Genomic DNA, 26,587 nt, shown 5'->3' with positions numbered 1-26,587 from the left:
TAAAGACTAAATGGTTAGCTCAAACTTAAAATAATGAGCGTATGTACTCTTTTACTCGGTCGATGTGTTCGTTTGGTTCAATCTCGCAACGCTGTTTAGTCTCTAGGAATCGCTCAGCGTATTTGTCGTAGATTTTGTTTTCTAAGAACAGCAAATACAGCTTGGGATCGATATGACCGCTGGTGGCCATGTCGGTCATGATGTTGAGTGATTCGCTTAGGAGTTTGCCTTTCTTATACGGGCGATCACTAGAGGTGAGCGCTTCAAAGACATCAGCAATGGCCATCGCTCTGGACGGTAGAGGTAATTGGTCTTCGCTTAAGCCTCTAGGGTAGCCCTTGCCGTCGATACGCTCGTGGTGTCCGCTGGCGATATCCGGAATATTCTGGAGGTAAGACGGATAAGGCAGCTTGTTAAGCATGGTGAAGGTTTGAATAATATGATCGTTGATCATGAAACGTTCTTCATCGTTTAACGTGCCACGACGAACTTTCAAGTTGTGCAGTTCACCTTGGTTGTATTTGACTTCTCCTGGCTTAAGCACAAACGCTTCTTGCCATACATCAGCAGGGCTAAAGCCATTGTCCCACGGTATTTTATGCTCAGGCTTATCGGCAAGTAGCGGTTCCATCACCGGTAGTATTTGGTCTTTTCTTGCTGGCTCAGCTTCACTCTTCTCTGTCGTGTCTTGTTGTTCATTAAACCTCTCTTTTTCAGACCATGATAGCCCCAATTGATCATCCAGCGTGCGTTTCCATTGGCGCTTGGCTATTCGGTCTAAGCGTTCTAGTTGTTCGTCCGTCATCGACTCTCCACCAAGGTTGCACTCAGCAACGAAGGCAAATTCTTCATCCAATTCTGACAAGCTTTGTTCGAGGACCTTAAGCTGATCCTCTTGAAGCGCTCCGTTCGCTATGGCTTTCCAGTAGTCGGTTTCCGCTTGTTGCTTTAACAGCTCGAAGCGCATGCGAACTTCGTGGATTCGGTCATAAATCGTTTCCAGTTTTGTTGCTTTGTCCACCACATATTCAGGTGTGGTGACTTTACCGCAGTCATGTAGCCAAGCGGCGAGCATTAACTCTTCCCACTGTTTACTATCCAATGAGAATTGCGGGTAATAACGGTCATCATCAATGGTTGCTTGAGTCAGCCATTTGGTCAGTTCAGGCACTCGTTGGCAGTGCGCGCCCGTGTAAGGTGATTTGGTATCAATAGCTGATGCAATCAACTCGATAAGGGCATTAAGCATGTCTTTCTGTTGCTGCATTTGGTCAATGTTATCTTTGGCTATCTCCGCAAAGCTGAGCAGTTCTCGTAAGAAGGCGTGCTTGTCTGACTGCATCTTAGTAATCGGTCTTTCATAGCCAATTGCGACGATACCCACCAACAACTTCTCACGGTTTAATAGTGGAAACAGGTACAGATCTGAATTGAAGATCGAATCTTGGTAATAGTTGAGAACATTGTCTTCTCGGTTTAAGTGGATGGTTTCTCCAGATTTAAGTTGGCACAGCAACCAAGGTGTGTGCTTGATGAAGTCATTGATGTCGGCCTTAAAGGGAAGAATGGCGAGGTTCGCGGCCGTATCAAACACATCTTTCTCTTTTGATTGAGTAAAGAGGACGATGGTTTCTGCTTTGGTAATCAAATAGCTTTGATGAGCAATATTTTTGGCTAAGATCGAAAATTCCTGATTACCTGCCGTGTCTCGAAGTAGCGTAATAAGATCATGAAGTGTGTGTTCCATCAGCTCAATTGAGTGGGCGAGGTTAGCCACTTCTTGAATCATGCTTTTGGGATAATGAGTTCGCCTGAAGTCAAATCGTGCGATGTTGTCGGTGAGTTGCATCAGCGTATTGAGAGGCTGAGACAGTCTATTAGCAACAAACCATACGATAGCGAAGCAGATGAACAACATCCCAATCGCGACGGCGACTTGCTTGTCACGCATCGAGATAAGATCAGAGAGCAACTCATTGTGTGGCGTAGCCTCTGCCAAATATAAAGTGACATTCTGAGTGAGCTCAACAGGCGTTAGCGTCAATGCCCAAGTGTTTAAGTTGTACTCAACGTTTTTTAGGTTGAGGTTTAATTTCTCTTCGTCGGAGATAAGTGGTGCTATGACGGATGCTTTCAATGCTTCCATCTGTTCACGTTTGGGCACATAAAAGAAGCTTTGGTCTTGCTCACTGCCCGAGAGTTTCCCCGTCGTTTGGTTATTCGTTTTCTCAGTTTTACTTGTGTCATTAGGCTGGGAGGTAAGCTTGGGGATTGATAAATCAAGTTGATGTTGGCCGAGAAGATTGAAATGTTGATCGAACAGAGCGAGTCGGGTTTGTGGAGAGTAGGCCAATTCACTGATCTGGGAAGAGAGAGATTTCAACGTGAAGTCGGCACCAACGACATGCTTGCCATCCAAAGAACGTCTAGAAAGCGTGATGCCATTGGTTTGCAGGAAATAGAACAGGTAGGGCTCAGAGAGTTGTATTGAGCCGTCAGGCTTTGCGTTACGAAACCAAGGTCGAGTCGTGGGGTTGAACTTACTCTCGGCTTGTCGGGTACTGATCACTTGGTGTGCGCCATCGAGAAAGGTAATAAAGTTTTCACCATCTAGATTGGTGCTGCTGACCATCATGGTCGCTTTGGCGGGAGCGTTGTTATCGGCTCTCTGTTTAATGGAACTCAGAGGGCGAAAGATTCTGAAATCACCATCTTCAGAGCCATAGAACAGAGCGACTAAATTAGTATTTTGTTTGAAGATGATATCGACCGAAGCAAGCCAAGATTCTTTTTCGACGGAGGAGGTTTGATGAGCAACAAACGGGCTCACTGCCATCACGTTTAAGGTTGTGATGACTGGGGCAATAGCTTGTTTAAATACCGATTCCAACTTATCGCGATGTTCATTACTGACTTCGCGCACGGTGCCTAAAAGCAGTTCTTGAGAGTGCCGATAACTTATTGAAATCAGTACGGTACCGACAAGAGTGGTCAAAATTAAGAAAAGGCTAGTGATGTGGATACTCAGCGGATATCGTCTTCTTCTCATCTAACACTCCAGTTTGTAGACTGGTTTAAGTATTGACGAACTTGGGTAGGTTGCAAAAAATTGGCGTAATTACCGAGTATGTTCGGTTTTACTTAGATAAGAAAAGCGTTAGTGTCTTCTGGTTAGTCACGTATTATCGTGCTGTGTAAATGAACTCACAAGAAACCCTTATGTTTAGGTGCTAATTGTCACTTTCAGCTGATAAACTGGTCGAATTGTTGCCATTAAGCATTCCTTTTCAGAAGCACTCCTTTTCAGAAAAAGGTGCAGGCACTCCTTTCCAGAAAGAGACTCAGAGCTACTTTCTGAAAAACGTTTTTTGACCAAGCGAAGAGAGCATTGATTCATGGAACTCAAAGTAGATACCCACACCCACACATACGCAAGTGGCCATGCTTACAGCACGCTGATCGAAAACGCCAAATCGGCGAAGCAAAACGGTTTAGCCATGTTTTGTACTACTGACCATTCAGAATCCATGCCGGGCGCTCCACACTATTGGTTTTTCAGCAATCAGCGTGTGCTCCCTCGTTTTATTGAAGATGTCGCAATTATTCGAGGTGTCGAGTCAAACATCATGAACACACAGGGTGAAATCGACATTCATCCGAGTGTGGATAAGAACTTGGATTGGGTGATCGCGAGTTTTCATGAGCCAGTATTTCGTCCATCGGATGTCGCTACCCATACAGAAGCATTGTTGAATGTGATTAAAGGTGGTCGAATTGATGCACTTGGTCATTTAGGAAACCCAAATTTTGATTTCGATTTTGAAGCTGTGATTCAATGTGCGGCGGAACATAACGTTGCGATTGAAATCAACAACACCACACTCAAAGGCAATAGCAGAGTTGGCAGTGTTGACCGCTGTTATGAGATTGCAAGAATAGCGAAAGAGAAGGGTGCATTTATTACCACAGGTAGCGATGCGCATTTCTGTGTAGATGTCGGTGGCTTGGACTTAGTCGCTGCATTGTTAGATAAAGTAGGTGTGGATTCGAATAAAGTGGTCACTCATTCGCCACAGCAATTTTTGGCATTTTTAGCATTGCGTGGCCGCCAATCTATTGCTGATTTTTCGGTATTTGAGTGATGGAATGTCCGTTACTTTTTACTTTTTAGTCATTGGTTAGCTAGCTAGTTTGCATTTCGACACAATCAATTTTTGTGCCCGGCGGATTTTTGTATACACTAGCCGAAAATAATAAAGTCGAAGTGCCACAACAACGATGGCACTATCTTCAAAGACATCGCTTCACCTGGAGAAACAATGAAAACTCGCTCAATCCTTTTATCTGGCTTAATCGCTGCTTCGCTATTGTCTGGCAACGCTTTTGCTAATGTTGACCTTAAGAAAAACATGCAAGAAATGAAGCTTGCATTTAAACAAGCGGCAGAAGCTCAAAACATTGAAGAGATGCAAAAACCTATCGTACGAATCGATACGCTGGTTGCTGAGCTCAAAACGGGTGTTTACCCAATTGAGAAAGAAGAACACTTCATGGAAGGTTTCAAAAAGATCAGTGCATCGATTGATAGCATTGAGAAGAAGCTAGACCAAGGTGAATTTGAATCTGCACAGCAAGAGCTTCGTACTATCGATGGCCTTCGTGAAGAGTATCACGAGAAGCGTAATCCAAGCATTTGGAGCAAGATCTTCGGTTAATTTGCTAATCAATTGAGTTTGCTAGATACGTAACAAAGAGCAAAGCCTCAAGATTCGATTTCTAAAACGCTGTCTTACATTACCCTCTTTAGAGGAAGATGTAAGGCGGCGTTTTTTATTGTCTTTTTTCTAAACAGTTTACTGCTATTTTCTAGACATGTTACTGCTAATAGGTACGTAACATTCTTTTGGCTCTTTGGTTGTACCAGTTTTTAACTAAAAAGAGTGTGCGTTAGCTTCAATTTTTTAACCTGATGTTAATCTTTACGTTTACCTATATAACAAGTGCCTCATAATAAGGGAAATTTATAAAGATTAGGAATAATGCGCCGAACTTCGTTCAATTTCTCCATGTTACTTGCTACAGCATTAAGCTGGGTGCTAGTGACATTAATGCCTGTTATCAATGCTCATGGTAATAGTGCGGGAGTATGGGCGTCGTTATGTACGGTCAACGGCTTTGAACTGGTTCAAATTGAGGAAGGCGAGCCCAATACTCACAAAGGAAAGCCGTGTCCATTTAGCCATTTTTCCACGTTTCACCAAGACGAACTTCCAACTACACTACTGACAACTCGACTGAGTTCTATTGTCTCAGACAGCTACGCTTTTTTGGCTCTAAGCGAACGCTATATGAGGCAAGCCCCGCGCGGCCCTCCCTTTGATATTGCTTAAACCTAACCCACTAAAATAATTAAAAAATAAAGTATTAAGTAAAGTTAAACATGCTCAGATTACTTTCTGATTTTTCAGAAGGTATGTTTGCGTGTGTCAAAGGAAATAATAATGTTGAGAAATGAATCTCAAACCCCTGCGAAAGCACAAGCGACTTCGCAGTCTAAAAGCAGTGCAACAACCGGTTCGGAAACCAATATAAAAAGCAAAGACCGCAATAAAACTCTCTACTTCCTTACTTGGCGATGGCACTTCTATGCTGGGCTATTCGTTATCCCATTTATGCTAATGCTGAGCATTACAGGCTTGGTGATGCTGTTTGATGATGAAATCGAATTGGCTTTCCACCACGAAGCCATTGAGATTGTTGCATCGGGCGACCCTATTAAGGTGTCACAACAGTTAGCTGCAGTGCAGAATCAATACCCACAAGGTACGGTGACACAGTTTGTACCGAGTAAAGCCCCTGATCTTGCGAACCGATTTTCTGTATCACTTGAAGATGGCACTTCCGTTTTCGCCACGGTGAATCAATACACTGGCGAAGTGGTCGGAGAAATTCCCCGCAGCGATAGCCTGTATCAACTGGCGAATGACATCCACGGCACTTTGTTGATTGGTGATTGGGGTGATTACCTCATTGAGGTTGCAATCAGCTTGTCGATCCTTCTGTTAGTGAGTGGAATCTATTTATGGCTTCCTCGAGATAACGCAAGCCGTGCTGGCTTTCTTAAGCTTAGATTTACCTCAGGAACACGTGTTTTAATGCGTGACCTGCATGCGAACATCGGTGGAACACTATCATTTATTCTTCTGTTATTTATTCTATCGGGATTATCATGGACCGGCTTTTGGGGCGGTAAACTTGTTCAAGCATGGAGTACTTTTCCTGCTCAAATGTGGGACGATATTCCTCTGTCTAGCGAAACGCATGCTTCTTTAAATCACGGGTCTGAAGAGGAAATGCCTTGGAACCTAGAGCAAACTCCACTGCCTTTGTCTCAAGATAAGCCGTCAGAACACGTCCACCAAGTAGAAGAAGCGTCTGAAGATCATGATCATTCTAAGATGGGTGAGGATCATTCTCAGCATGTATTATCTGCGAGTAATTTCTCGATTGATGATGTGATAGCAAAAGCTCGAGCTCTTGGTTTTACGCAGTATAAAGTCAATTTCCCGCGCTCAGAAACGGGCGTTTACACCGTGGCTGCCAATACCATGGGAGGTGATATCATCGATCCAACCCTAGATCGCACTACTCACCTCGACCAATATTCAGGGCGTATTCTAGGAGAGGTGACGTGGCAAGATTACAACTTATTCGCCAAAACCTTAGCCGTCGGTATTTCTCTGCACCAAGGTGACATCAGCATCATCAACAAGCTTCTAAATGCGTTGTTCTGCATTGCGTTCGTCGTGGTGTCGGTGACTGGTGGTGTGATGTGGTGGATGCGCAGACCTTCAGGCCAAAGAAAGCTTGGGACGCCACCTAAGTTTGGTGATGCAGGCTTATGGAAAGCAGGCTTAGTGACGGTGGTTGTTATTTCGGTTCTGTTTCCACTCGCGGGTGCAACGATTGTGACTGCAATGCTATTGGATTGGTTACTGTTTTCACGCGTTGAGAGATTTAAGGCGGCATTGAGTTAATTGATATAAAAACTGACCTTCTTTCTGAGGAGGTCAGTTTCATTAATCAGATGGGTGATTCCTTTGTGAGGAATACTTTAGACTTGATTTAGCTCTAGATTTGATAAAGCTTTAGATCTGATAAAGCTCTAGCGGCAGGCCGTCTGGGTCTGCGAAAAACGTAAATGATTTCCCCGTATACTCATCAACTCGAATCGGTTCGACTTCAATGCCTTGTCCTTCCAAATAGCTTTTGGCATGTTGAACGTCATCAACACAAAAAGCCAAATGTCTCAGCCCTTGAGCTTCCGGAAAGCTTGGTCTTTCAGGTGAGTCAGGGAAGCTGAATAATTCTATTTGAGCGCCAGTAGGCAGTGCCAAGTCAAGCTTATACGACTGACGCGCTTCACGATAATTCTCTGCAATCACTTCAAGCTTTAAAACTTCCGTATAAAAGTGTTTAGAAAATTCGTAGTCTGAGCAAATAATGGCTGCGTGGTGTATTCCTTTCAGTATCAGTTTATTTCTCCTGCCAATTTGTCACCCAAGTGCTCCATCGCGTAATCAATGAACACACGCAGTCGAGCGGGCATGTACTTGGTTTGAGCAAACTGCATCGCGATAGCGCCATGGTAATTACTCTTGATGGTCCAATCTTCCAATACTTGCACTACAGAACCTTCAGCCAATGCATCTTGAATCACGAAGTCATGGAAAATACCGACGCCAAGCCCTTCTTTAACGCCTTTCAATCGCATCTGAGAGTGGTTCACAGCGTAACGTCCACTGACGGGGACTGTGTAAAACTCATCATCTTTAAGAAAGTCCCAAATGTGGTCTTTATCTGTTTCTGCAAGGTATAAGCAGTCGTGCTCAGAAAGCTCGGTAGGGTGGTGAGGGATTCCTTTGGCATCTAGATAGTCGGGGCTCGCACATAACACGAGGTTTGTTTTTCCGAGTTCTTTCAATACCAAACTCTCGTCAGGTTTGTCGGTAAGGCGAAAGGCAATGTCGATGCCTTGGCGCAATATGTCGATGTCGCCATCGGCGGCTCTTAACTTAAGTTGGATCTCAGGGTACTGATTCAAGAATGGAACAACGAAAGGCTGTAGCACGGAGTTCAAGAAGGCCTCAGGTGCCGCTACCGTTATAGAACCAGCTGGCTCTGTGTGGTCAGAGGTAGACAGCTCAACCGCTTGCTGCGCCGCATTAATCATGACCACACTTTGATCGTATACCAACTGGCCTGCTTGCGTGATGATCAATGTACGAGTGGTTCGCTCGAACAGCTTTACTGAGAGTGCTTTTTCTAAACGTGTGATCAATTTACTCAACGCTGAAGGTGTCACGCCTAGCTGCTTTGCTGCAGCGGTAAAGCTACCTTCATTCACAACTAAGATAAACGAGGCGAGATCGGGAAGTAGGGCGATGAGTTTTGGGTTAATCATAAGTATCCAGTTGGGCTAGTTTCAACGGTAGTCATAACCTTGATTGTGATTGATCTCTTCTGATTTGTGAATCAATTTCATTAATGGTGTGGCGTGATTGCTCAGATAGTTTCACGTGCTTGTATCTCATCTATATAGCGGCGCAGAGGCTTCACATTTGAGAGAAGTGGATAATCATCACTATATCGTTCTGAGATGAAAAATTGATATTCGATATGAAAGCGAAACTAGACAGAGACGGAAGGTAATTTGACGTTAAAAAGAACAGGTAAGAAGCGTTTATGTGCCCTGCGTCACTGGGATGAACTATTATTCGTGCCTGTGATTCATTAATGTTTTTCCAACTAGAGGGATAATCGAAAAGGGTATGTTCAACTAGAATAGAGGTATAAGTTTTACAGTGTAAATGATCGAATTGAAATCGTTTACATCCCCTACATAATGCGGCGCACGATGCTGCTGAATAATAACTAGGAAGGAATAGACAATGTCTTCTGCATTTTACCAACAGATTCAAAATCAAATCGAAGAAGTTAAAGAAGAAGGTCTTTACAAGTCTGAGCGCATTATCACTTCTGCTCAAAAAGCAGCGGTTTCTATCTCGACTGGTGAAGAAGTACTAAACTTCTGTGCAAACAACTACTTAGGTCTTGCTAACCACCCAGCTCTTATCGAAGCAGCTAAAGATGGTATGGATCAGCATGGTTTTGGCATGGCTTCAGTACGTTTCATCTGTGGTACTCAAGACTCTCACAAAGAACTAGAGCAAAAGCTATCTACGTTCCTTGGTAAAGAAGACACTATCCTTTACACATCTTGCTTTGATGCAAACGCTGGCCTATTCGAAACGATTCTAGGCAAAGAAGACGCAATCATTTCTGATGCTCTAAACCACGCATCTATCATTGATGGTGTTCGTCTATGTAAAGCAATGCGCTTCCGTTACTCGAACAACAACATGGAAGAGCTAGAGCAACAACTTATCGCAGCTAAAGAAGCGGGTGCTCGTCACACGCTTATCGTAACTGACGGTGTGTTCTCAATGGACGGCGTAGTCGCTAACCTTCCTGCTATCTGTGACCTTGCTGACAAGTACGGCGCACTAGTGATGGTTGATGACTCTCACGCAGTTGGCTTCATGGGCGAAAACGGCGCGGGTACTCACGAGTTCCACAACGTTGTTGACCGTATCGACATCATCACAGGTACGCTTGGTAAAGCAATGGGTGGCGCTTCAGGCGGTTACACTGCTGGTAAGAAAGAAGTGATCGACTGGTTACGTCAGCGTTCTCGTCCATACCTATTCTCTAACTCTGTTGCACCTGCAATCGTATCTGCGTCTATCCGCGTTCTAGATCTTCTTGCGGAATCTGGCGACCTACGTACTCAACTATGGGAAAACTCTGCTCACTTCCGTATTCGCATGGAAGAAGCGGGCTTCACTATGGGCGGTGCTGACCACGCAATCATTCCAATCATGCTAGGTGATGCAAAAGTAGCGGCTGAGTTCGCAGAGCGCGCACTAGAGAAAGGCATCTACGTAGTAGGTTTCTCATTCCCTGTAGTACCAAAAGGCCAAGCTCGTATCCGTACGCAAATGTCTGCTGCACACTCTCGTGAGCAACTAGACCGTGCAATTGATGCGTTTATCCAAGTTGGTAAAGACATGGCTATCATCTAATTTTAAAGGGGTGCCTTTTGCACCCTTTGATTAGATAGAGCAACACCTAATAGAACAATAGATTTTTGATTCTCGCCTTACAGTTAGGCGAGATGAACTGGATAACATTATGAAAATTAAAGCACTTTCTAAGCTTAAGCCTGAAGAAGGCATCTGGATGACCGAGGTTGAAAAACCTGAAATGGGGCATAATGATCTTCTTATCCGTATTAAGAAAACTGCAATTTGTGGTACAGATGTACATATCTACAACTGGGATGAGTGGTCACAAAATACAATTCCAGTACCTATGGTAGTAGGTCACGAATACGTGGGTGAGGTTGTTGGTATCGGCCAAGAAGTTCGTGGTTTTGAAATTGGCGACCGTGTATCTGGCGAAGGTCACATCACATGTGGTCACTGTCGTAACTGTCGTGGCGGCCGTACTCACCTTTGTCGTAACACAACAGGTGTTGGTGTTAACCGCACTGGTGCGTTCTCTGAGTTCCTTGTGATCCCTGCGTTCAACGCATTTAAGATCCCTGCAGAAATCTCTGACGATCTAGCATCAATCTTTGACCCGTTTGGTAACGCAGTACACACAGCGCTTTCTTTCGACCTAGTAGGCGAAGATGTGCTAATCACTGGTGCTGGCCCAATCGGTATCATGGCTGCAGCTGTGGCTAAGCACGTTGGTGCTCGTCACGTTGTAATTACTGACGTAAACGAATACCGCCTAGACCTTGCTCGTCAAATGGGTGTAACTCGCGCAGTAAACGTGATGGAAGAGAAGCTTGAAGACGTAATGGCTGATCTTGGCATGACTGAAGGCTTCGATGTAGGCCTAGAAATGTCTGGTAACCCATCTGCGTTCAACAGCATGCTGACCAACATGAACCACGGCGGTAAGATCTCTCTACTAGGTATTCCACCATCAGACATGGCAGTAGACTGGAACCAAGTTATCTTCAAAGGCTTGGTTATCAAAGGTATCTACGGTCGTGAGATGTTTGAAACTTGGTACAAGATGGCTTCGCTAATCCAGTCAGGTCTAGATCTAACACCAATCATTACTCACCACTACAAAGTGGACGACTTCCAGAAAGGCTTCGACATGATGCGCTCTGGTATGTCTGGTAAAGTAATTCTAGATTGGGAATAAGCTAAAGGAGTAACTACTCCCGAGCTTCCTGATTAATTAAAAATGCCTCAAAGAGATTTGGGGCATTTTTGTATCCATACTTTGTCTGTTTCTTTATCTAGGCTTCGCTAATTCCCTTCTGTCACTTAATGGCCATTTTACTGTCCAGTAATCTCTAAAATACTCAATAAGCAGTTACACCTTATTGTTTTATTATTGAAGAGAGGGCTCATGGCTTGTAAACCACTTGCACTGATAATAACTGGAATATTATTAACGCCGAATTTTGCTAGTGCTGATGTCGATATTTCGAAATCTGAAAGCGATCAAGCAGCAGAAAAGGCAGCAAAGGAACTTGCAAACCCAAACACAGCTTATGCTAGCCTTAATTTAAAGCTCCAGTATTCAGGTGGTTACGATGGTGGAGGAGATGCTTTCGCGACCGTCTTACAGCCGACATTGCCGTTTCCAATGGACAATGGTGATAAAGTGATTTTCCGCCCGGCTATCTCTTATGTACAGAACGATTTCCATATGGATACACCAGCAAGCTCGCAGAATATGGATCAGTCCGGTGTTACAGATATCTCATTTGATTTAGCTTATGCGCCTAAAATGGAGGGCGGTACTATTGTCGCTTTCGGTCTCTTTGCTTCTTTACCAACGGGCAGTAATGACTTAACGGCTGATCAATTTGCTGTCGGGCCTGAGTTTATGTTCGGTAAGGCAAGCAGCGAGCGAGTTGTTGGTATGTTCCCCAACCACTTGTATGGTATTTCTGGAGACGGAGCCGACCATTCTGATACTCAAATCAATAAGACATCGACACAAGTATTTTGGGTAGAGATATTAGGTGGAGGTTGGACTATAGGTTCTGCTCCGACATTCTCGTATGACTGGAATAAGGATCAGGCGGAAATTCCGTTGAATGTAAGCGTAAGCAAGACTACTGTGTTGAACGGACGTCCTTGGAAGTTTGGCATTGAAGCGAACTATTACCTTGAGAAAGACGAAGAAACGCGTCCAGATTTTATGTTGAGCTTTAATATCAGCCCAGTTGTGGAAAATAAGCTGGCGTCTTTGTTCGATTAAGCCGTTATTTGAAATACAGTTTTAGAAACAAGAAAGGCTGAACGATCATCGTTCAGCCTTTCTTGTTGTTGCTTTAGCCATCTTTGTTTTAAGAGGCTTATTAACCTAGTGCAGCAGCCTGCATGATTAGGCCACAGATGTAAGCGCCGTATGTACCCAGTGCGTAACCAAGTACAGCCATTAGAATACCTACTGGAGCTAATGCTGGGTGGAATGCAGCAGCGACGATAGGAGCCGATGCAGCACCGCCTACGTTAGCTTGGCTACCTACTGCCATGAAGAACAGTGGTGCACGGATTAGCTTTGCCATCACAATCATGATAATCGCGTGAATAGTTAACCAAGTGATACCGATGAAGAAGTAACCAGGGTTATCCAAAATAGCCGTTATATCCATTTGCATACCAATGGTTGCAACTAAGATATAGATGAACGCTGAGCCTACTTTAGATGCACCACTGTGCTCAAGGCTGCGCGTTGATTTGAAACATGAAGCGATCAGCGCAAACGTAGTCACCATTACGATTAACCAAAAGAACCCAGAAGTCAGGCTGTATTGCGCTAGCTCAGGAGCGTTAGTTGAGATCCATGGTGCGATCATGTCACTGAAAAAGTGTGCTAAGCCCGTAAGACCAAATGCGATTCCCGTGATCTTCATGAGATCAGTCGTCGTCGTCGGGCGAGCGTTTTCTTCTTGGTACTTAGAAACGGTTTCTTTTAGGTCTTCGATAGATGAAGTATCGGCTTTTAACCACGCATCAATCTTCTTCTGACGGCCAGCCATGATAAGTAATATTGCCATCCAAATGTTGGCACAGATTACGTCTACAGTAATCATCGCAGAGAACAGTTGGTCGTCTACTTCAAACACTTCTTTCATTGCGGCTTGGTTTGCACCACCACCAATCCAAGAACCTGCAACCGTTGTTAGGCCACGCCATACATCACCAGATACAAGGTCAGGGTTGATTTGGTCGATGATCAAGATAGCCAGCGGGCCACCGATGATAATGCCGACAGTACCAGTTAGGAACATGATGACGGCTTTTGAACCAAGGCCAAAGATTTTACGGAGGTCTGCTGAGATGATCAGCAGAACGAGTGCGCTTGGTAATAGGTAGCGACTTGCAACGAAGTATAACTTAGAGTTTGATGCGTCGATGATGCCTAAACTGTTCAGTAGAGAAGGAACAAAGTAACAGAGCAATAGACCCGGAACGAACGAGTAGAATTTTTTCAGTGCGCTATTTTGGCTACTTTCCGTGATAAAAACACCGCCAAGAATAACAGCTAACATGCCCATTATTACAGCATCATTAGTAATCATTATTATATCTCCTTTAAGGTGAGCGCAAAGGTCTCACTTTTTGAATTGCAGGACTATACCGATAACCGCTATTCGTTACAAATTGTAACGATAGACATATTTTGAAATGTTTATGTTAATTTTAACGGGTTGAATTTGTGAATGTAGCGCGCTACTTATTTGTGTGGTGAATGGTTAGGTTGGGGCTTGTGCAGCGTATTTAGATATATGCAATGTAACTCAAGCCTTGGAGGGTGGTCGCTATGAATTGGGGCGATGATTGAATGACCTAAATGAGTGCATATATAGCCATGTTTATGGTGTGGTTTATGCGAGGTTGGAATGTTTCAATAATGTAAAAAGTGAATTCACTTTTGCCATGTGGTCAGAAATTAAAAATTTTAGCTAGATCACATAAATCTTTTGGATTACGAGTTTTAGCACCCGCTACTCATGCTCATTTGACGTTTTGTAGGGGGGCAATGAAAGAAAAAGCGGCCTAAATAGCCGCTTTTGATGGTTGCCTAGTATGGTTATCTAGCGCCGTTATTTAGAGTTGTGCTTAGGACTCTTCTTCCTCAAAGCCATCTGCATAGCCTTTCGGTGGCGGTGTCCAACCTCGCTCAGATCGAGAGTGCTTGTCTGAACGGTCTTTTTTCATATCTTCTTTCATTGCTTCTTCAAGGTGAATGAAGATTTGTCGGTAGTTGTTGTCGTAGCGCGGGTTCTCTTCTGCCTCAGACCAAGCTTGGTAGAGCTTTTCAGACTTACGGCTTTCAACACGTTGATACGTCGATTTTTGTTGTTCAACAAAGAATGGGTGATGACCCAAAGAACGCAAGGCTTCTGCGCCCATTTCAAGAGCTGAATGGTAGGTCTCTGATTCCACAAAGTCTGCACCTGCTTCTCTTAAACGGTAGCTATGACCACGGTCGAATGCACGCGCTAAGATTTTCACTTTAGGGTAGTTGTGTTTAACGTATTTGACCAATTCAACGCTTGAGTCTTGGTTGTCGATAGCCACAACCAACATTGCGGCTTCTTCGATACCAGCGGTATGTAATAAGTCATGACGAGTCGCATCACCAAAGTAAGATTTGATGTTGATTGAACGTAGTAAGTCGACTTGATTAGCTTGATGATCCAAAACCACAGTATTGACGTCATTAGATACCAATAAGCGGTTAACAATCTGACCGAATCGGCCAATACCAGCAATGATCACCGTACCTTTCTCTTCGATGGTATCTTCTTCGCGATCGTTAGACTTTTGCTCATAACGAGGAAGTATCACTTTATCAAATAGAATGAATAATCCTGGCGTTAGGAACATTGAAAGTGCAACAACCAGCGACAGTGTTTGAACAATATCGGCTGGCAGTACATGGTTTTGGGATGAGAAGCTCAGTAGGACAAAACCGAATTCACCGGCTTGCGCCAAGCTCAACGTAAACAACCATCGGTCGCTATTTCTGATTTTAAAGATCAGAGCTAGTGTGAATAGCACCAAAGCTTTAAGTAGCATAACGCCAAGAGTGAGGCCAATGATCAAACCAAAGTCGTTGAATAGAACATCAAAGTTGATGCCCGCACCTACCGTAATGAAGAACAAGCCAAGTAGCAGCCCTTTAAACGGGTCGATATTAGACTCAAGTTCGTGGCGGAATTCACTGTTCGCCAATACCACACCCGCCAGGAAGGTACCCAAAGCCGGTGATAGGCCGACTAGGCTCATTAGTGCAGCAATACCAATCACCAACATTAGTGCGGTTGCAGTGAAGATTTCACGCAGGCCTGAGCTTGCAACAAAGCGGAACAGTGGACGACTCAAGAAGTGTCCGCCGACAACAACAATCGCAATAGATGCCGTGATCACAAGGCCATAAGCCCAACCGGGTAGGCCAGCAACGAGACTTAACTCTTCATGGTGATCAGAAGCTGAAGCGACTGCGCTTTGTGCTGCTTCAATTAATTCTGGCAACGCTAATAGAGGAATGAACGCCAACATAGGGATGACGGCAATATCTTGGAAAAGTAGAACAGAGAAAGCGTTCTTGCCCCCTTCGGTTTTGGACAACCCTTTTTCATTGAATGTTTGTAGAACAATCGCGGTTGATGACAGTGCGAAGATCAAACCGATGGTGAGTGCTATCGTCCAAGGTTGCCCGAAGAATAGGGCAATACCCATAACAATCGCGGTAGTGCCGCCAACTTGCAGGCCACCCAGTCCCATAAGACGGTTTCTCATTGCCCAGAGCATCTTAGGCTCAAGTTCCAGCCCGACTAAGAACAGCATCATCACCACACCGAATTCGGCAAAGTGTTGAATGGTCGTGGTCTCTTCGCCAACTAATCCAATAATTGGACCAATCACAACACCGGCAATCAGGTAACCAAGCACAGAGCCGAGGCCAAGCCTTTTGGCGATAGGGACCGCGATGACTGCGGCAAGCAAATAGATAAATGCTTGTAGAAAATATCCTGTCATGATTTAACCTCTGATCATCAGTTCATCAACGTAGTGGTTTAGCTTTTCAGCCTTACTTGCTTTTTTAAGGTCGACTTCGCCCGTAACAAAAGCTTCTAAAAGCACTTTATAGCTATTTACGTGATCTTGAATTCGGCCTTCTTCCAACGCAGTACGTGAACCAAATAAAGCCAATGGAGCCAAGTAGTTCATACCGCACAAAGATGCTGTTTGTTCGATTGGGTGAAGCAGTTCACGTATGGTGAAGTGGTTATAACCGTCAGTCTGATAAGCATCTTTTTTGCCGCCAGCGGTGATACTGCATAACAAGCTTTTACCTTGCAGTTCATTACCGTCGGTACCGTAGGCAAAACCATATTCGAGAACAAGGTCTTGCCATTCTTTAAGAATCGCAGGTGTTGAGTACCAATATAGTGGGAACTGAAAAATGATGATGTCATGGTCCAACAGGCGTTTCTGTTCACGGTCGATATTGATCTTGAAGGTTGGGTACTCAGCATAGAGGTCGACACAGGTAACCCCGTTAATGCGTTTGGCTTGCTCAAATAAGGGTTTATTAGCTTCAGAGCGATGCTGAGAAGGGTGGGCGAATAGCACCAAGACTCGATTTTTCGACATATAGCCCTCTTTGTCCATTAACGAATAATATTTATTGGAATTATAGATATACAATAATAGAAGAATGGTTGAACAACAACGAATTAGCCCATACTTATCTATTTAGATGCGTGTGTTTTTAGGGACTTAATTATATAAAACATCCGTCAATTTGAGTATTTCCGGCACAAGCCGCCGATGACTAAGTAAAACTAATTATTCGCTAATAATAAAAGCGAATAGGTGCACTTTATGTCACCGTTGGCGTGTAACGTAAATAATCCAATAACCCTACATAGAACAACAATGAATAAAGGAAAAACTATGAGCATGGACTTGCGTCAACAATGTGATTTGTTGCTTTCCGGTCACCTAGAACCGACTCCAGCACAAACATTCGCTCAGATGGCTGAATGGTGTGAGACACACAATGTGAGCCATGATAGCTATGGCGATGGTGAGTTTATCGAGAGCTTCGAAAACAAAGTCGCGGAACTGCTAGGTTATGAAGCGGCTGTATTTGTGATTACCGGCACCATGAATCAACCAACAGCATTAGAAATTGCGTGCCAAGAGAAGAGAAACCCAGTAGTGGCGATGCATGAATCGAGTCATATTATGCGCCATGAACGTCAAGGGTATCAGCTCCAGAACCGTTTCAATGTACTTCCGGTTGGTAATGTATTTCGCACTTGGAATGTCGACGACTTAAAGGCTTGGCCTGATGAGATTGCCGCGGCATTGTATGAACTACCGATGCGAGAGATTGGTGGTCAGTTGCCTGAGTGGGAAGAGCTTGAAGCGATAAAGCAGTATTGCAAAGAACAATCAATTCACCTTCATATGGATGGTGCTCGTTTGTGGGAGTGCGGCGCGTATTATCAAAAGCCATATAGCGAGATTGCTAAGGGGTTCGATACGGCTTATGTTTCGCTCTATAAAGGGTTAAATGGTCTTGGTGGGTCACTCTTATTAGGTGACAAGGCTTTCGTAGCAAAAGCTTCAGCGTGGATGAAGCGTCAGGGCGGAAATATTTATCATCGCACGCCTTACGTGGTTTCGGCAGCAATGCAGTTTGATCAACGGATCGAGTTGATGCCAGCATTGTATGAGCGTACCAAGCAAATCTATCAAATCTTACAAGATTACCCGCAGTTCAAAGTGAACCCGCAGCAACCCCAAGTAAACATGCTTCACCTCTATTTACCGGTGAGTTTTGAGGATGGTATTATCCTGCGCGACAATATAGCTAAGAAGCACAAGGTTTGGATAGGAAACCCAGCGATCAGCGAACTGCCAACCCAATGTAAGATTGAATGGTATGTGGGTGATAACTTACTAAACTTGCCAGATCATGAGCTGATCGACATTCTGGATTTTATTAACGAAGAGCTGATTTAATTAACGAAGAGTTGAATTGATTACAGAAGAGCTGACTGAAGAAGAACTGATCTAATTGGAACTGAAATGGATACAGGAAAGGGTTCTTATATCCATTTATACAGCTAGGATGTCCGGCTCTGTTACATATACTGGTTGATGTACACGTCGACTAAGAACATGAACACTGGGACTGTGCTGAGAAGTCCGAAGAAGACGATTGGCACCCAGTTTTTCATTTTCTTTTTAGGTTGCTCAGTGTTGTTCATAAATTCGGCCTTCAATTAGTTGTTGTAGCTGTTTAGCTTTGTGGTACTAAAAATCTAAGAGCATGGTATCAAATAAAATCGATGAGCCCTATGTGGATTTGGCGTTTCGTGGCGTGTATCAATCATATAAAATGTAAGTGATTCATAAACGGTTCATAAAGGTTCAACAATAATGAACCTATTAGAATAAGTATTGCCTTATTCGGCATATGAAATAAACAGTATTCAAAGATTTGGAGAAGACAACATGAGAACAATAGGAAACATCATTTGGTTTCTGTTCGGTGGCGTATTTATGGGACTAGCTTGGTGGTTCTTCGGACTGCTCGCATTCCTTACCATCGTTGGTATTCCATGGGGTAGAGCGTGTTTTGTTATGGGTAACTTTTCATTCTTCCCATTTGGTCAGGAAGCCATATCTCGTGATGAGCTGACCAATGAAATGGACATCGGTACCAGCCCGCTAGGCGTGATTGGTAACGTGATTTGGTTCTTATTTGCGGGTATCTGGCTAGCAATCGGTCACATCATGTCAGCTGTGGCGTGTTTCATTACCATCATTGGTATTCCGTTCGCGATTCAACATCTTAAGCTCGCGGTTATCTCCCTAGCGCCAATCGGTAAGACAGTTGTCGATAAACGTGAAGCAGAAGCGGCGCGAGTAAGAAATTACAAAGGTTAAGATTACAGTTTAAGCCTTGATCGAACTGAAAAAGCACATCGTATGATGTGCTTTTTTTGTGCCTCTGTTCTTATCTCTCGATACTTATATCTCAAACACTAACTAGGCGTTGTTGAGCTAGATACTGTTGAACTATACGTTGTTGAACTAAACATTATAGAGCTACACATTATTGAATAGGACTTCAAGCCGAAGGGTGATGTTGGCTTCTTCGGTATGTTTCTCGTGGGGTTCTCGTTCCCATTGATAACGAGGGATGAGTTCGTAGAACAGCCACTCTTTCCATACGTTTTGTCGGTAAGTAACCGAAACCTGAGCGTATTCGTAATGATTATGAGGCTCATCCGTTGCATTAATTGTAGCGCTATATTGAAGCGCTTGGTCTTGGGCAAGGTAGTGATACAAGGTTAATCCCGTACCATAGTTCCAACCTTTGAGATCGTCGTTGTACCCTGCAAAGCTTGACCATCGAGCCAAGAAATCATCACTTAAAGAAAGATCAAAATCGACGTCAGTGATCTCGCCAGTTTCTTGTTTTTCTTGATACACACGTTGGGTCAGCCTGAATACGGCATCGGTAGTGAGAGGGTAGGTAAAACGATAGCGAGCTTCAATGCGTGGTCGTAATGTTGCCTTAATATTGAAGCTGCTATATCCCTTGGCATAGGCGTCGTAGCGCAGGCCTAACGCACTTTCCAATTCATCTGAATCATTCGGAAAAAAATCCAAGAACTCTTCATCGCTGACAGACTCGTAGATCAACTTTAGGCGTTTACTCACAAAGGGAAGATGCAGACGCGCCTTGAGTTTTGTTGAGTAGTCGACATCGCCACCTTCCGAGTAAATAAAATCGTTATACCAACGGACGGACGTGCCAGCTCTGGCATCTTCGGTAATGCGGTCATCAACAAAAAAGCTGTCAAACCACAGAGCAGGTTGGCAGAATTTACTGTTTAGGAAATGGTAAGCTTTTTCGACAGGGACGTCTTCTAACGGCTGACTGTGGCACTCATTTTGCTCCTCTGCTTGAGCGGAGTATGCAAGAAGTGATGCTAATAATGAGGTGCTAGCTATCTTACGACTCAATGGAACCTGTTTGTCATTCTATATATCAATAGTTTAACTATAACTAAGCGATTGCAACAATGCGACTTTTTCGTGATTAGTGATTAGTGATTAGTGGCTAGTGGAAAAGGAAAAGATTTGAAAGGCATCGTACAGAAATAAGAAAGCGGGCTCAGAAGGTGAGCCCGTTTGTGTTAGCTATAAGAAGTGACTTGTATCTAGATTACATTGCCGCTTCGAAGATTGCTGAGATCTCTTCGTGTGTTGCTTGTTTAGGGTTAGTGAAACCACAAGCATCTTTTAGTGCGTTGTCAGACAGAGTTGGGATATCTTCTAGCTTCGCACCAAGTTGAGCGATACCTGTTGGGATGTTCACGTCGTTTGCAAGTTGAACAATCGCGTTGATCGCCGCTTCTGCGCCTTGTTCTGCTGTCATGCCTTCAACATTCACATCCATTGCTTTTGCCACATCACGTAGACGCTCAGGGCAAACTTGTGCGTTGTAGCGTTGAACGTGTGGAAGCAAGATAGCGTTACATACACCGTGAGGAAGGTCGTAGAAACCGCCCAGTTGGTGAGCCATTGCGTGAACATAGCCCAGTGAAGCGTTGTTGAAAGCCATACCCGCCATGAACTGCGCGTAAGCCATTTGCTCACGAGCTTCAATGTCTTCGCCGTGCGCTACCGCTGTTCTTAGGTGTGCTTGCACAAGCTCGATTGCTTTAATTGCTACAGCGTCTGTAATTGGCGTTGCAGCTATAGAAACGTAAGCTTCGATTGCGTGCGTTAACGCATCCATGCCTGTTGCAGCAGTTAGTGATGCAGGTTTAGCAAGCATCAACTCAGGATCGTTTACTGAGATTAGTGGTGTTGTGTGCTTATCAACAATAGCCATCTTGATGTGGCGAGCTTCATCAGTAATGATGCAGAAGCGTGTCATTTCAGATGCAGTGCCAGCCGTGGTGTTAATAGCAATCAGTGGCATCATTGGCTTTTCAGACTGGTCTACGCCTTCGTAATCAGCGATCTTGCCGCCGTTAGAAGCAACCAGAGCGATACCTTTTGCACAGTCATGTGGAGAACCGCCACCTAGAGAAACAACAAAATCACAATTGTTGTCAGTCAGCAATTCAAGGCCATCGTTCACGTTAGTGATGGTTGGGTTTGGTTGAGTACCGTCGAATATAACTGCGTCTACGCCGCGCTGGTTAAGAAGATCTTGTACCTGCTTAACTACGCCAATTTGATTCAGGATCTTATCCGTAACGATCAGACCTTTTTTGAATCCTTGAGACTGAATGCTATCAGCCGCATCCTTCAGACAGCCAGTACCCATGAAGTTGATTGTAGGGATGTAAAATGCAGTAGACATTGGAAAACTCCGTTAATTATGATTTTTAATTTCCTACATGTTGTCGGCATTTAAGTGGTTGACCATTGATCTGGAACAACTTTGATTCCGAACTACCACTTTGTGGCTAGTCGTTGTGATAGGGCTCATATAGCAATCGTTTTCATGGTTTTTGGCTGTGTTCTTTGTCAGTAATGGATAGTGATAAATTGACTCAACCAAGAGCAGAATGGCGCTCTATAACAATGAAAAGTAAGGTTTTTCATTGAAAGCTGCTTTAGTTAGGCTTGTGTCGACTTTTTATCTGAGTTGTCACCGCATTCAATTTGAGGCTCTTGTGACTCGTCAGAATCAAGCGTGTCTTCTGGCTCCTCGTCATAGTATTTGACAAGAAAAGGGGTGAGCATGACAGACGACGGTAAAAAGTGCTTCATAGTACCTCCCGGTACCTAAGTGTATTTCTTGTATGGTATTGGTTTAATATGTGGCAAAATTTGCGATACATCATGACTTGTGGCTTGTTTTCTATAAATTATTAGATTTATATACAGGCTCACAAAATTGAGGGTAAAGTGATGATCCGCCCTTTGAGGCAACGATAAAAACAATGACAAAAACAGTGCATGCACTGCTCAACAGCGCGAATAATAGGAAATAAAATGAAGTACGATTGGATATTCTTTGATGCAGATGAAACCTTGTTCCATTTTGATGCTTATCAAGGAATGAAGCTGATGTTTTCTCGCTTTGATGTGGATTTCAGCGAGCAAGATTATTCGGCTTATCAAAAGGTTAACTTACCACTTTGGGTCGATTACCAAGATGGCCGCATTACTGCAGATCAACTGAAACATACGCGCTTCGAAAGCTGGGCTGAAAAACTTGAAACAACAACCGCTGCTTTAAACAGTGCATTTTTAACGGCAATGGCGGATATCTGTTCTTTGTTACCGGGTGCACAAGAGTTGATGGAGTCTTTAAAAGGGAAAGTGAATATGGGCATCATTACTAACGGTTTTACAGAGCTTCAGTCTATCCGTTTAGAGCGTACCGGAATGACGGACTACTTTGACCATGTGATCATTTCTGAGGAAGTCGGTGTTGCTAAACCAGACGCGGAAATTTTTGAACATGCACATAAGCTGATTGGATTGCCATCGAAACAAAGAATATTGATGGTCGGGGATAACCCACACTCTGATATTTTAGGTGGCTTGGATTTTGGTATTGAGACCTGTTGGTTGAACAGCCAAGAGAAAGCGACGCCAGCAGGAATTAACCCTCATTATCAGGTTAAGTCTCTGGCTGACCTGCAAGCACTTTTGTTGGCATAATTGCTAATTGCTAATTGCTAATTGCTAATTGCTTTTAGATTTTTGAGTGAATGATTGATAGCCGAGTACAGTTATGTGCTCGGCTACTTATTTTTACTTACTGCAACTTATCGATAGTGGTGTTTAAGCTTATCTTTGCTTTAAGCTCATTTTGATTACCCAATTACAATAGAGAGAAGGAAAAGGCGTGCTGAAATCTCATCGTTATAGCTGCTATGGTATTATCGCCATTTTATTATGGAGCTGTTTGATTGCTCTGTCTCGTAGTGTCTCAGAACAGCTAGGTCCAATTGGTGGTGCTGCCAGTCTTTACACGGTGAGTGCACTGTTGTTGGTCTGTGTTATGGGTTTACCAAAGTTGTCACGCTTCTCTAAGTCTTACTTGCTGATTGGCGGCGCCTTGTTCGTTTGTTATGAGATTTTCCTGGCTCTGGCATTGGGAATGGCGAACAGCCGACATCAAGCCATAGAGATGGCAGTAATCAACTATCTATGGCCGGCACTGACGGTATTGTTTGCGGTGCTGCTGAGTGACAAAAAGATTAACTGGTTGGTTTATCCAAGTACCTTTTTGGCATTCTTCGGTGTGGCTTGGAGCATCAGTGGTGACCAAGGCCTATCTATTGATCAAATTGCTGCCAACATTGCGACTAATCCTAAAACCTATTCTATGGCGTTTTTTGGTGCGATTATTTGGGCTGTTTACTGCAACTACACCCAGCGCGTTGCTAAAGGACAGAATGCGATTGTGCTTTTCTTTATCGCTACGGCGATCACTCTGTGGATTAAATACGCGTTGAGTGATGAAACAGGCATGGTGATGACAACGAGTGCGGCGATTGACTTAGCGTTAGCTGGCGCTTGTATGGGCGCAGGCTATGCGCTTTGGAACACGGCGATTCTGGGGGGGAATATGGTGTTTCTTGCAACCATGTCTTACTTTACGCCAATCTTCGCAACCGTACTATCTTCGTTGATTTTAGGCTTGTCGTTGACCATGACATTTTGGCAGGGCGTTTGTATGGTAACAGTTGGTTCACTCGCTTGCTGGTGGGTAACAAGAGAAAAGCCGACGGTAAAGACGTCGGCTTCTAAAAAGGTTCAATCTCACTCTTAATTTGAGTTTATGTACTCAGGTGAGGTGTGCCCTCGTTTGCTATGGAAAACTTAACTCGCAACATTGAGATTCAATTGAAGCTCATAAGGCATCTTAGATAGGCGTCGCTTAAGCTGTCGGCGCGTTCGTTCAATATCATCGACCGCAATGGCTTGTTGGTCGTTGGTATGAATATCAACGTTAATTCTTAGTTCTGGGCCAACCTTAGTCACACCCATCAGCTCCAAATCTTGATCCGCTTCTTTGTCTACCGCGACAACGTTCTTATCTACCGCGTCACAAATATCTTTGTTTGCCGACATCATCAGCAGTTCGCGCATTGCTTCACGTAACATGTCGAAAGGTACTTTGATGAAGTAGAAAGACATTAGCAACATCATCATTGGGTCGGCATACACCGCGTATTCTGAAAGTGGAGAAAAGGTAATTAACCAAGCTGCTACGAAACCAGCCGTTACCGCTACGCTCAGTAGCGTATCCATCTGCCACTGCTTAGACTCTGCCTGAATCAGACCTGAAGAAATACGTTTGCTCTTGTTAGCGATGTACCACCAAGCGTAACCACAGCCCAACACGTTGAAAATACCAAACAGAGTCGCGATAGAAGCATCAACTTCACGACCACCCGTCATCAACGCACCAATCGCAGAGTAAAGTGAATAGCTAACCACTAGCAGAATCACAATTGCTTTAATCGCAATCACAATTGGTTCAATGATAGCTCGACCAAACGGGAACTCGGTATCTGAAGGACGGTTAATGTATTTCGATGCAGCTAGTGACAATAAAGTTAGCAGTAAGCTGATAAGAGAATAAACACCGTCAAATACTATGACCAGAGAGCCAACGAGAAGACCCAACACCAATCCGCCAACTGCGAAGCCTGATGCTAAAAGGGCTGAGAACAATAGTACTCGATTTTCGTTTTGGCTTTTCCTGTCACACATAAAATTTTCCAGATGTTTTTGATAACTTCATTGTTCTAATATTGAGCTAACTTTACAAACTTTATCTGATGATGTTTATATGTCGGCACCCCATTTTATATTAAAGTTCTTATTATTCAATTACTTATTGATAAGTTGAGGTGTCAGTAAAGTTGACGTTGAGTGTTTCTTGGGGATGGTGTGCAACTGAAATAGGATCGTTTATGATTAATAAAACACATTAGTCGCTAGGGTCTCATTGATTTCCTAGACTCGACTGAGACTGCACGAATTGGAATGGACAAGGAATGGATCAATATGAAGTTTGACGATATCAATGATAACGAACTGTGGGTGATTGCTAACCCGATCATGGATAACTTGATGGACGGTTCAACTAAGGTTGATCATGCTCAGCACTGTCGAGACTTTACCCAAAGGATGAAAGACATTGTTACGCCGGAATATTTAGAAAAGGTATGTCACCATTATCAACACAGCAATGGCTTTTTTGCTGAACGAAAGCAGGTCGCACTATTTAGACGCTCAGATTCTATCGCCTTTGTGTGGAAGCAAGCGTATACCATTGCGAAAGGCGAGTTTGTGGCTGAAATGGTGTTGGTTGAAGAAGACGGACGCTATTTAGTTGATCACGTGATGGTCTTTTAAAGAGAGGGCTTTCTATTTGTTAGATGATTTTAAGTGTCGAGATAGAACATTATCTGACACTTTAAAAATCAAACAAGTAATCGCTGATCTGATCCGCTAACCAATTCATACCTGGGTGTTCAGCCATCCCAGCCGCGGTAAACATACAATAGTCTTCTTGTGTTAAGCCGTACGTGTGTTTGATCACTGCTAGCTCTTGTTCACGCAATAAATGGCGAATCAATGGTTCTGGCATTACGCCCCACGCCTCTTCACGCAAAATTGTATCCAACATGAAGTCGAAGCTAGAGAAGCCAATATAACGGCGAGAGAAGGGCTCAAGCTCAGGATTATCCTTCTCATTGAGATAAACCATGGTCGCTTGCATCGAATTTCTCAATACTTCATCCGACACACGTCGCATCGCACTCAGATCATGTCCTTTCTTACACACAGACATCATTCGAATCTTACCAAGTGGATTGTAGATAATTCTTGGGTCATCGACACGTTCGTAATCGACGCCAAATGCGAAGTCAACTTGCTGAGTTTCAACTAGGTTAGCTAAATCGCCACTCGACGCGAGAACGAAGTTGAATGAGGTAGAAGGGTACTTGTTATTTAAAGCGTGAGATAAATCCTGCCACATTCCATCGGGTAGGGAGTCATCTCGTGCAATCCAAATTTCCGCGTTAAATTCACCTGAAACATGCAAGCAGGTCTGTTTAATACGCGCTGCTGTCACCAACAAGCCTTCGCAATCTTTGTAAATGGCTTTACCCGCTTCAGAAAGTTCAACGTGGTTTCCGCTGCGCACAAATAGCTCGACATCTAACTCTTTTTCCAAGGCTTTAATCGACATGCTGAGTTTGGTTCGATTGCATTCTAGCTGGCGTGCAGCTTCAGACACTGATCCTAAATCAGCAACGGAACAAAAGGCTTGGACTTGAGAAAGGTTCATTTCATTTCCATATTGAGCGGGGGTCGGTGCATATTATCTGAATATTGTGCTGACTATCTTAGAAATAGTCCATCTTTGCATGATAACTCTATGACGAATTGACTAA

The 26,587-nt window shown here is 43.8% G+C and carries 24 protein-coding genes; 12 read left to right on the top strand and 12 right to left on the bottom strand.

Annotated elements, in window-relative coordinates:
- Positions 1-25 precede the first annotated feature (25 nt).
- The gene (locus tag AC3CH4_RS15905) at positions 26-3,049 is read right to left on the bottom strand and encodes an HD domain-containing phosphohydrolase (RefSeq protein ID WP_488544003.1); all 3,024 of its coding nucleotides are present in this window, start codon (positions 3,047-3,049) and stop codon (positions 26-28) included.
- Positions 3,050-3,395: 346 nt separating this feature from the next.
- Between AC3CH4_RS15905 and AC3CH4_RS15900 the strand changes: the two genes are divergently transcribed.
- From AC3CH4_RS15900 to AC3CH4_RS15885, 4 genes are all read left to right on the top strand, one after another.
- Positions 3,396-4,142, top strand: coding sequence for a PHP domain-containing protein (locus AC3CH4_RS15900; protein WP_488544002.1), 747 nt, complete (start codon positions 3,396-3,398; stop codon positions 4,140-4,142).
- 177 nt (positions 4,143-4,319) lie between these two features.
- Entirely contained in the window at positions 4,320-4,715 is a 396-nt protein-coding gene (locus tag AC3CH4_RS15895; RefSeq protein WP_004730193.1) for a cytochrome b562, read from the top strand.
- 324 nt (positions 4,716-5,039) lie between these two features.
- Positions 5,040-5,390: a hypothetical protein gene (locus tag AC3CH4_RS15890; RefSeq protein WP_061023346.1), complete on the top strand. Its 351-nt coding sequence runs from the start codon at positions 5,040-5,042 to the stop codon at positions 5,388-5,390.
- Positions 5,391-5,501: 111 nt separating this feature from the next.
- Entirely contained in the window at positions 5,502-7,037 is a 1,536-nt protein-coding gene (locus tag AC3CH4_RS15885; RefSeq protein WP_488544001.1) for a PepSY-associated TM helix domain-containing protein, read from the top strand.
- Between the two features lie 111 nt (positions 7,038-7,148).
- Here AC3CH4_RS15885 and gloA2 read toward each other — a convergent pair whose 3' ends face one another.
- Together gloA2 and AC3CH4_RS15875 are read right to left on the bottom strand one after the other, a co-directional pair.
- Positions 7,149-7,532, bottom strand: coding sequence for an SMU1112c/YaeR family gloxylase I-like metalloprotein (gene gloA2 / locus AC3CH4_RS15880; RefSeq protein WP_488544350.1), 384 nt, complete (start codon positions 7,530-7,532; stop codon positions 7,149-7,151).
- The gene (locus AC3CH4_RS15875) at positions 7,532-8,464 is read right to left on the bottom strand and encodes a LysR family transcriptional regulator (RefSeq protein WP_004730200.1); all 933 of its coding nucleotides are present in this window, start codon (positions 8,462-8,464) and stop codon (positions 7,532-7,534) included. Before AC3CH4_RS15875 ends, gloA2 begins: the two co-directional genes overlap by 1 nt.
- 487 nt (positions 8,465-8,951) lie before the next feature.
- Here AC3CH4_RS15875 and AC3CH4_RS15870 point away from each other — a divergent pair, with 487 nt between their 5' ends.
- From AC3CH4_RS15870 to AC3CH4_RS15860, 3 genes are all read left to right on the top strand, one after another.
- Complete coding sequence (locus AC3CH4_RS15870; protein ID WP_488544000.1) at positions 8,952-10,145, top strand: glycine C-acetyltransferase; 1,194 nt, start codon at positions 8,952-8,954, stop codon at positions 10,143-10,145.
- A 109-nt stretch (positions 10,146-10,254) separates the two neighbouring features.
- Complete coding sequence (gene tdh / locus AC3CH4_RS15865) at positions 10,255-11,286, top strand: L-threonine 3-dehydrogenase (protein ID WP_004730216.1); 1,032 nt, start codon at positions 10,255-10,257, stop codon at positions 11,284-11,286.
- Positions 11,287-11,496: 210 nt separating this feature from the next.
- Positions 11,497-12,357, top strand: a complete 861-nt coding sequence (locus AC3CH4_RS15860) for a hypothetical protein (RefSeq protein WP_488543999.1) — start codon at positions 11,497-11,499, stop codon at positions 12,355-12,357.
- Positions 12,358-12,457: 100 nt separating this feature from the next.
- Here the strand turns inward: AC3CH4_RS15860 and AC3CH4_RS15855 are convergent, their stop codons facing one another.
- The 3 genes from AC3CH4_RS15855 to AC3CH4_RS15845 form a co-directional block, all read right to left on the bottom strand.
- Entirely contained in the window at positions 12,458-13,684 is a 1,227-nt protein-coding gene (locus AC3CH4_RS15855) for a DUF819 family protein (protein ID WP_171307935.1), read from the bottom strand.
- Positions 13,685-14,225: 541 nt separating this feature from the next.
- On the bottom strand, positions 14,226-16,151 hold the full coding sequence (locus AC3CH4_RS15850; protein WP_102571233.1) for a monovalent cation:proton antiporter-2 (CPA2) family protein: 1,926 nt from the start codon (positions 16,149-16,151) through the stop codon (positions 14,226-14,228).
- A gap of 3 nt (positions 16,152-16,154) precedes the next feature.
- Entirely contained in the window at positions 16,155-16,769 is a 615-nt protein-coding gene (locus AC3CH4_RS15845) for an NAD(P)H-dependent oxidoreductase (RefSeq protein ID WP_154723786.1), read from the bottom strand.
- Between the two features lie 303 nt (positions 16,770-17,072).
- On the opposite strand from AC3CH4_RS15845, the gene AC3CH4_RS15840 reads away from it, so the two are divergent.
- Positions 17,073-18,149, top strand: coding sequence for a threonine aldolase family protein (locus AC3CH4_RS15840; RefSeq protein ID WP_154723785.1), 1,077 nt, complete (start codon positions 17,073-17,075; stop codon positions 18,147-18,149).
- Positions 18,150-18,271: 122 nt separating this feature from the next.
- On the opposite strand, the gene AC3CH4_RS15835 is transcribed toward AC3CH4_RS15840, so the two are convergent.
- Entirely contained in the window at positions 18,272-18,397 is a 126-nt protein-coding gene (locus AC3CH4_RS15835; protein WP_017060906.1) for a hypothetical protein, read from the bottom strand.
- Between the two features lie 247 nt (positions 18,398-18,644).
- Here AC3CH4_RS15835 and AC3CH4_RS15830 point away from each other — a divergent pair, with 247 nt between their 5' ends.
- Positions 18,645-19,079 (top strand): YccF domain-containing protein, encoded by a 435-nt coding sequence (locus tag AC3CH4_RS15830; RefSeq protein WP_029225586.1) that lies wholly within the window; start codon positions 18,645-18,647, stop codon positions 19,077-19,079.
- A 162-nt stretch (positions 19,080-19,241) separates the two neighbouring features.
- Here AC3CH4_RS15830 and AC3CH4_RS15825 read toward each other — a convergent pair whose 3' ends face one another.
- From AC3CH4_RS15825 to AC3CH4_RS15815, 3 genes are all read right to left on the bottom strand, one after another.
- On the bottom strand, positions 19,242-20,165 hold the full coding sequence (locus AC3CH4_RS15825; RefSeq protein ID WP_488543998.1) for a hypothetical protein: 924 nt from the start codon (positions 20,163-20,165) through the stop codon (positions 19,242-19,244).
- A 202-nt stretch (positions 20,166-20,367) separates the two neighbouring features.
- Positions 20,368-21,516, bottom strand: a complete 1,149-nt coding sequence (gene yiaY, locus AC3CH4_RS15820; protein WP_488543997.1) for an L-threonine dehydrogenase — start codon at positions 21,514-21,516, stop codon at positions 20,368-20,370.
- A 260-nt stretch (positions 21,517-21,776) separates the two neighbouring features.
- Positions 21,777-21,929, bottom strand: coding sequence for a hypothetical protein (locus tag AC3CH4_RS15815; protein WP_172837680.1), 153 nt, complete (start codon positions 21,927-21,929; stop codon positions 21,777-21,779).
- A 225-nt stretch (positions 21,930-22,154) separates the two neighbouring features.
- Here AC3CH4_RS15815 and yjjG point away from each other — a divergent pair, with 225 nt between their 5' ends.
- Both yjjG and yddG read left to right on the top strand, forming a co-directional pair.
- On the top strand, positions 22,155-22,829 hold the full coding sequence (gene yjjG / locus AC3CH4_RS15810) for a pyrimidine 5'-nucleotidase (protein WP_171310667.1): 675 nt from the start codon (positions 22,155-22,157) through the stop codon (positions 22,827-22,829).
- Positions 22,830-23,016: 187 nt separating this feature from the next.
- The gene (gene yddG, locus AC3CH4_RS15805; protein ID WP_488543996.1) at positions 23,017-23,946 is read left to right on the top strand and encodes an aromatic amino acid DMT transporter YddG; all 930 of its coding nucleotides are present in this window, start codon (positions 23,017-23,019) and stop codon (positions 23,944-23,946) included.
- Positions 23,947-23,996: 50 nt separating this feature from the next.
- On the opposite strand, the gene AC3CH4_RS15800 is transcribed toward yddG, so the two are convergent.
- The gene (locus AC3CH4_RS15800) at positions 23,997-24,893 is read right to left on the bottom strand and encodes a cation diffusion facilitator family transporter (protein ID WP_488543995.1); all 897 of its coding nucleotides are present in this window, start codon (positions 24,891-24,893) and stop codon (positions 23,997-23,999) included.
- Positions 24,894-25,190: 297 nt separating this feature from the next.
- On the opposite strand from AC3CH4_RS15800, the gene AC3CH4_RS15795 reads away from it, so the two are divergent.
- A complete protein-coding gene (locus tag AC3CH4_RS15795; RefSeq protein ID WP_065205938.1) occupies positions 25,191-25,541 on the top strand; it encodes a hypothetical protein in 351 nt (116 codons plus the stop codon).
- A 61-nt stretch (positions 25,542-25,602) separates the two neighbouring features.
- Here AC3CH4_RS15795 and AC3CH4_RS15790 read toward each other — a convergent pair whose 3' ends face one another.
- Positions 25,603-26,481, bottom strand: a complete 879-nt coding sequence (locus tag AC3CH4_RS15790) for a LysR family transcriptional regulator (RefSeq protein ID WP_004730238.1) — start codon at positions 26,479-26,481, stop codon at positions 25,603-25,605.
- Positions 26,482-26,587 lie beyond the last annotated feature (106 nt).

Source organism: Vibrio sp. QJM3NY_26, assembly GCF_057786005.1.
Note: the sequence above shows the minus strand (reverse complement) of the source record. Positions and strands in the feature narration are given on the sequence as shown.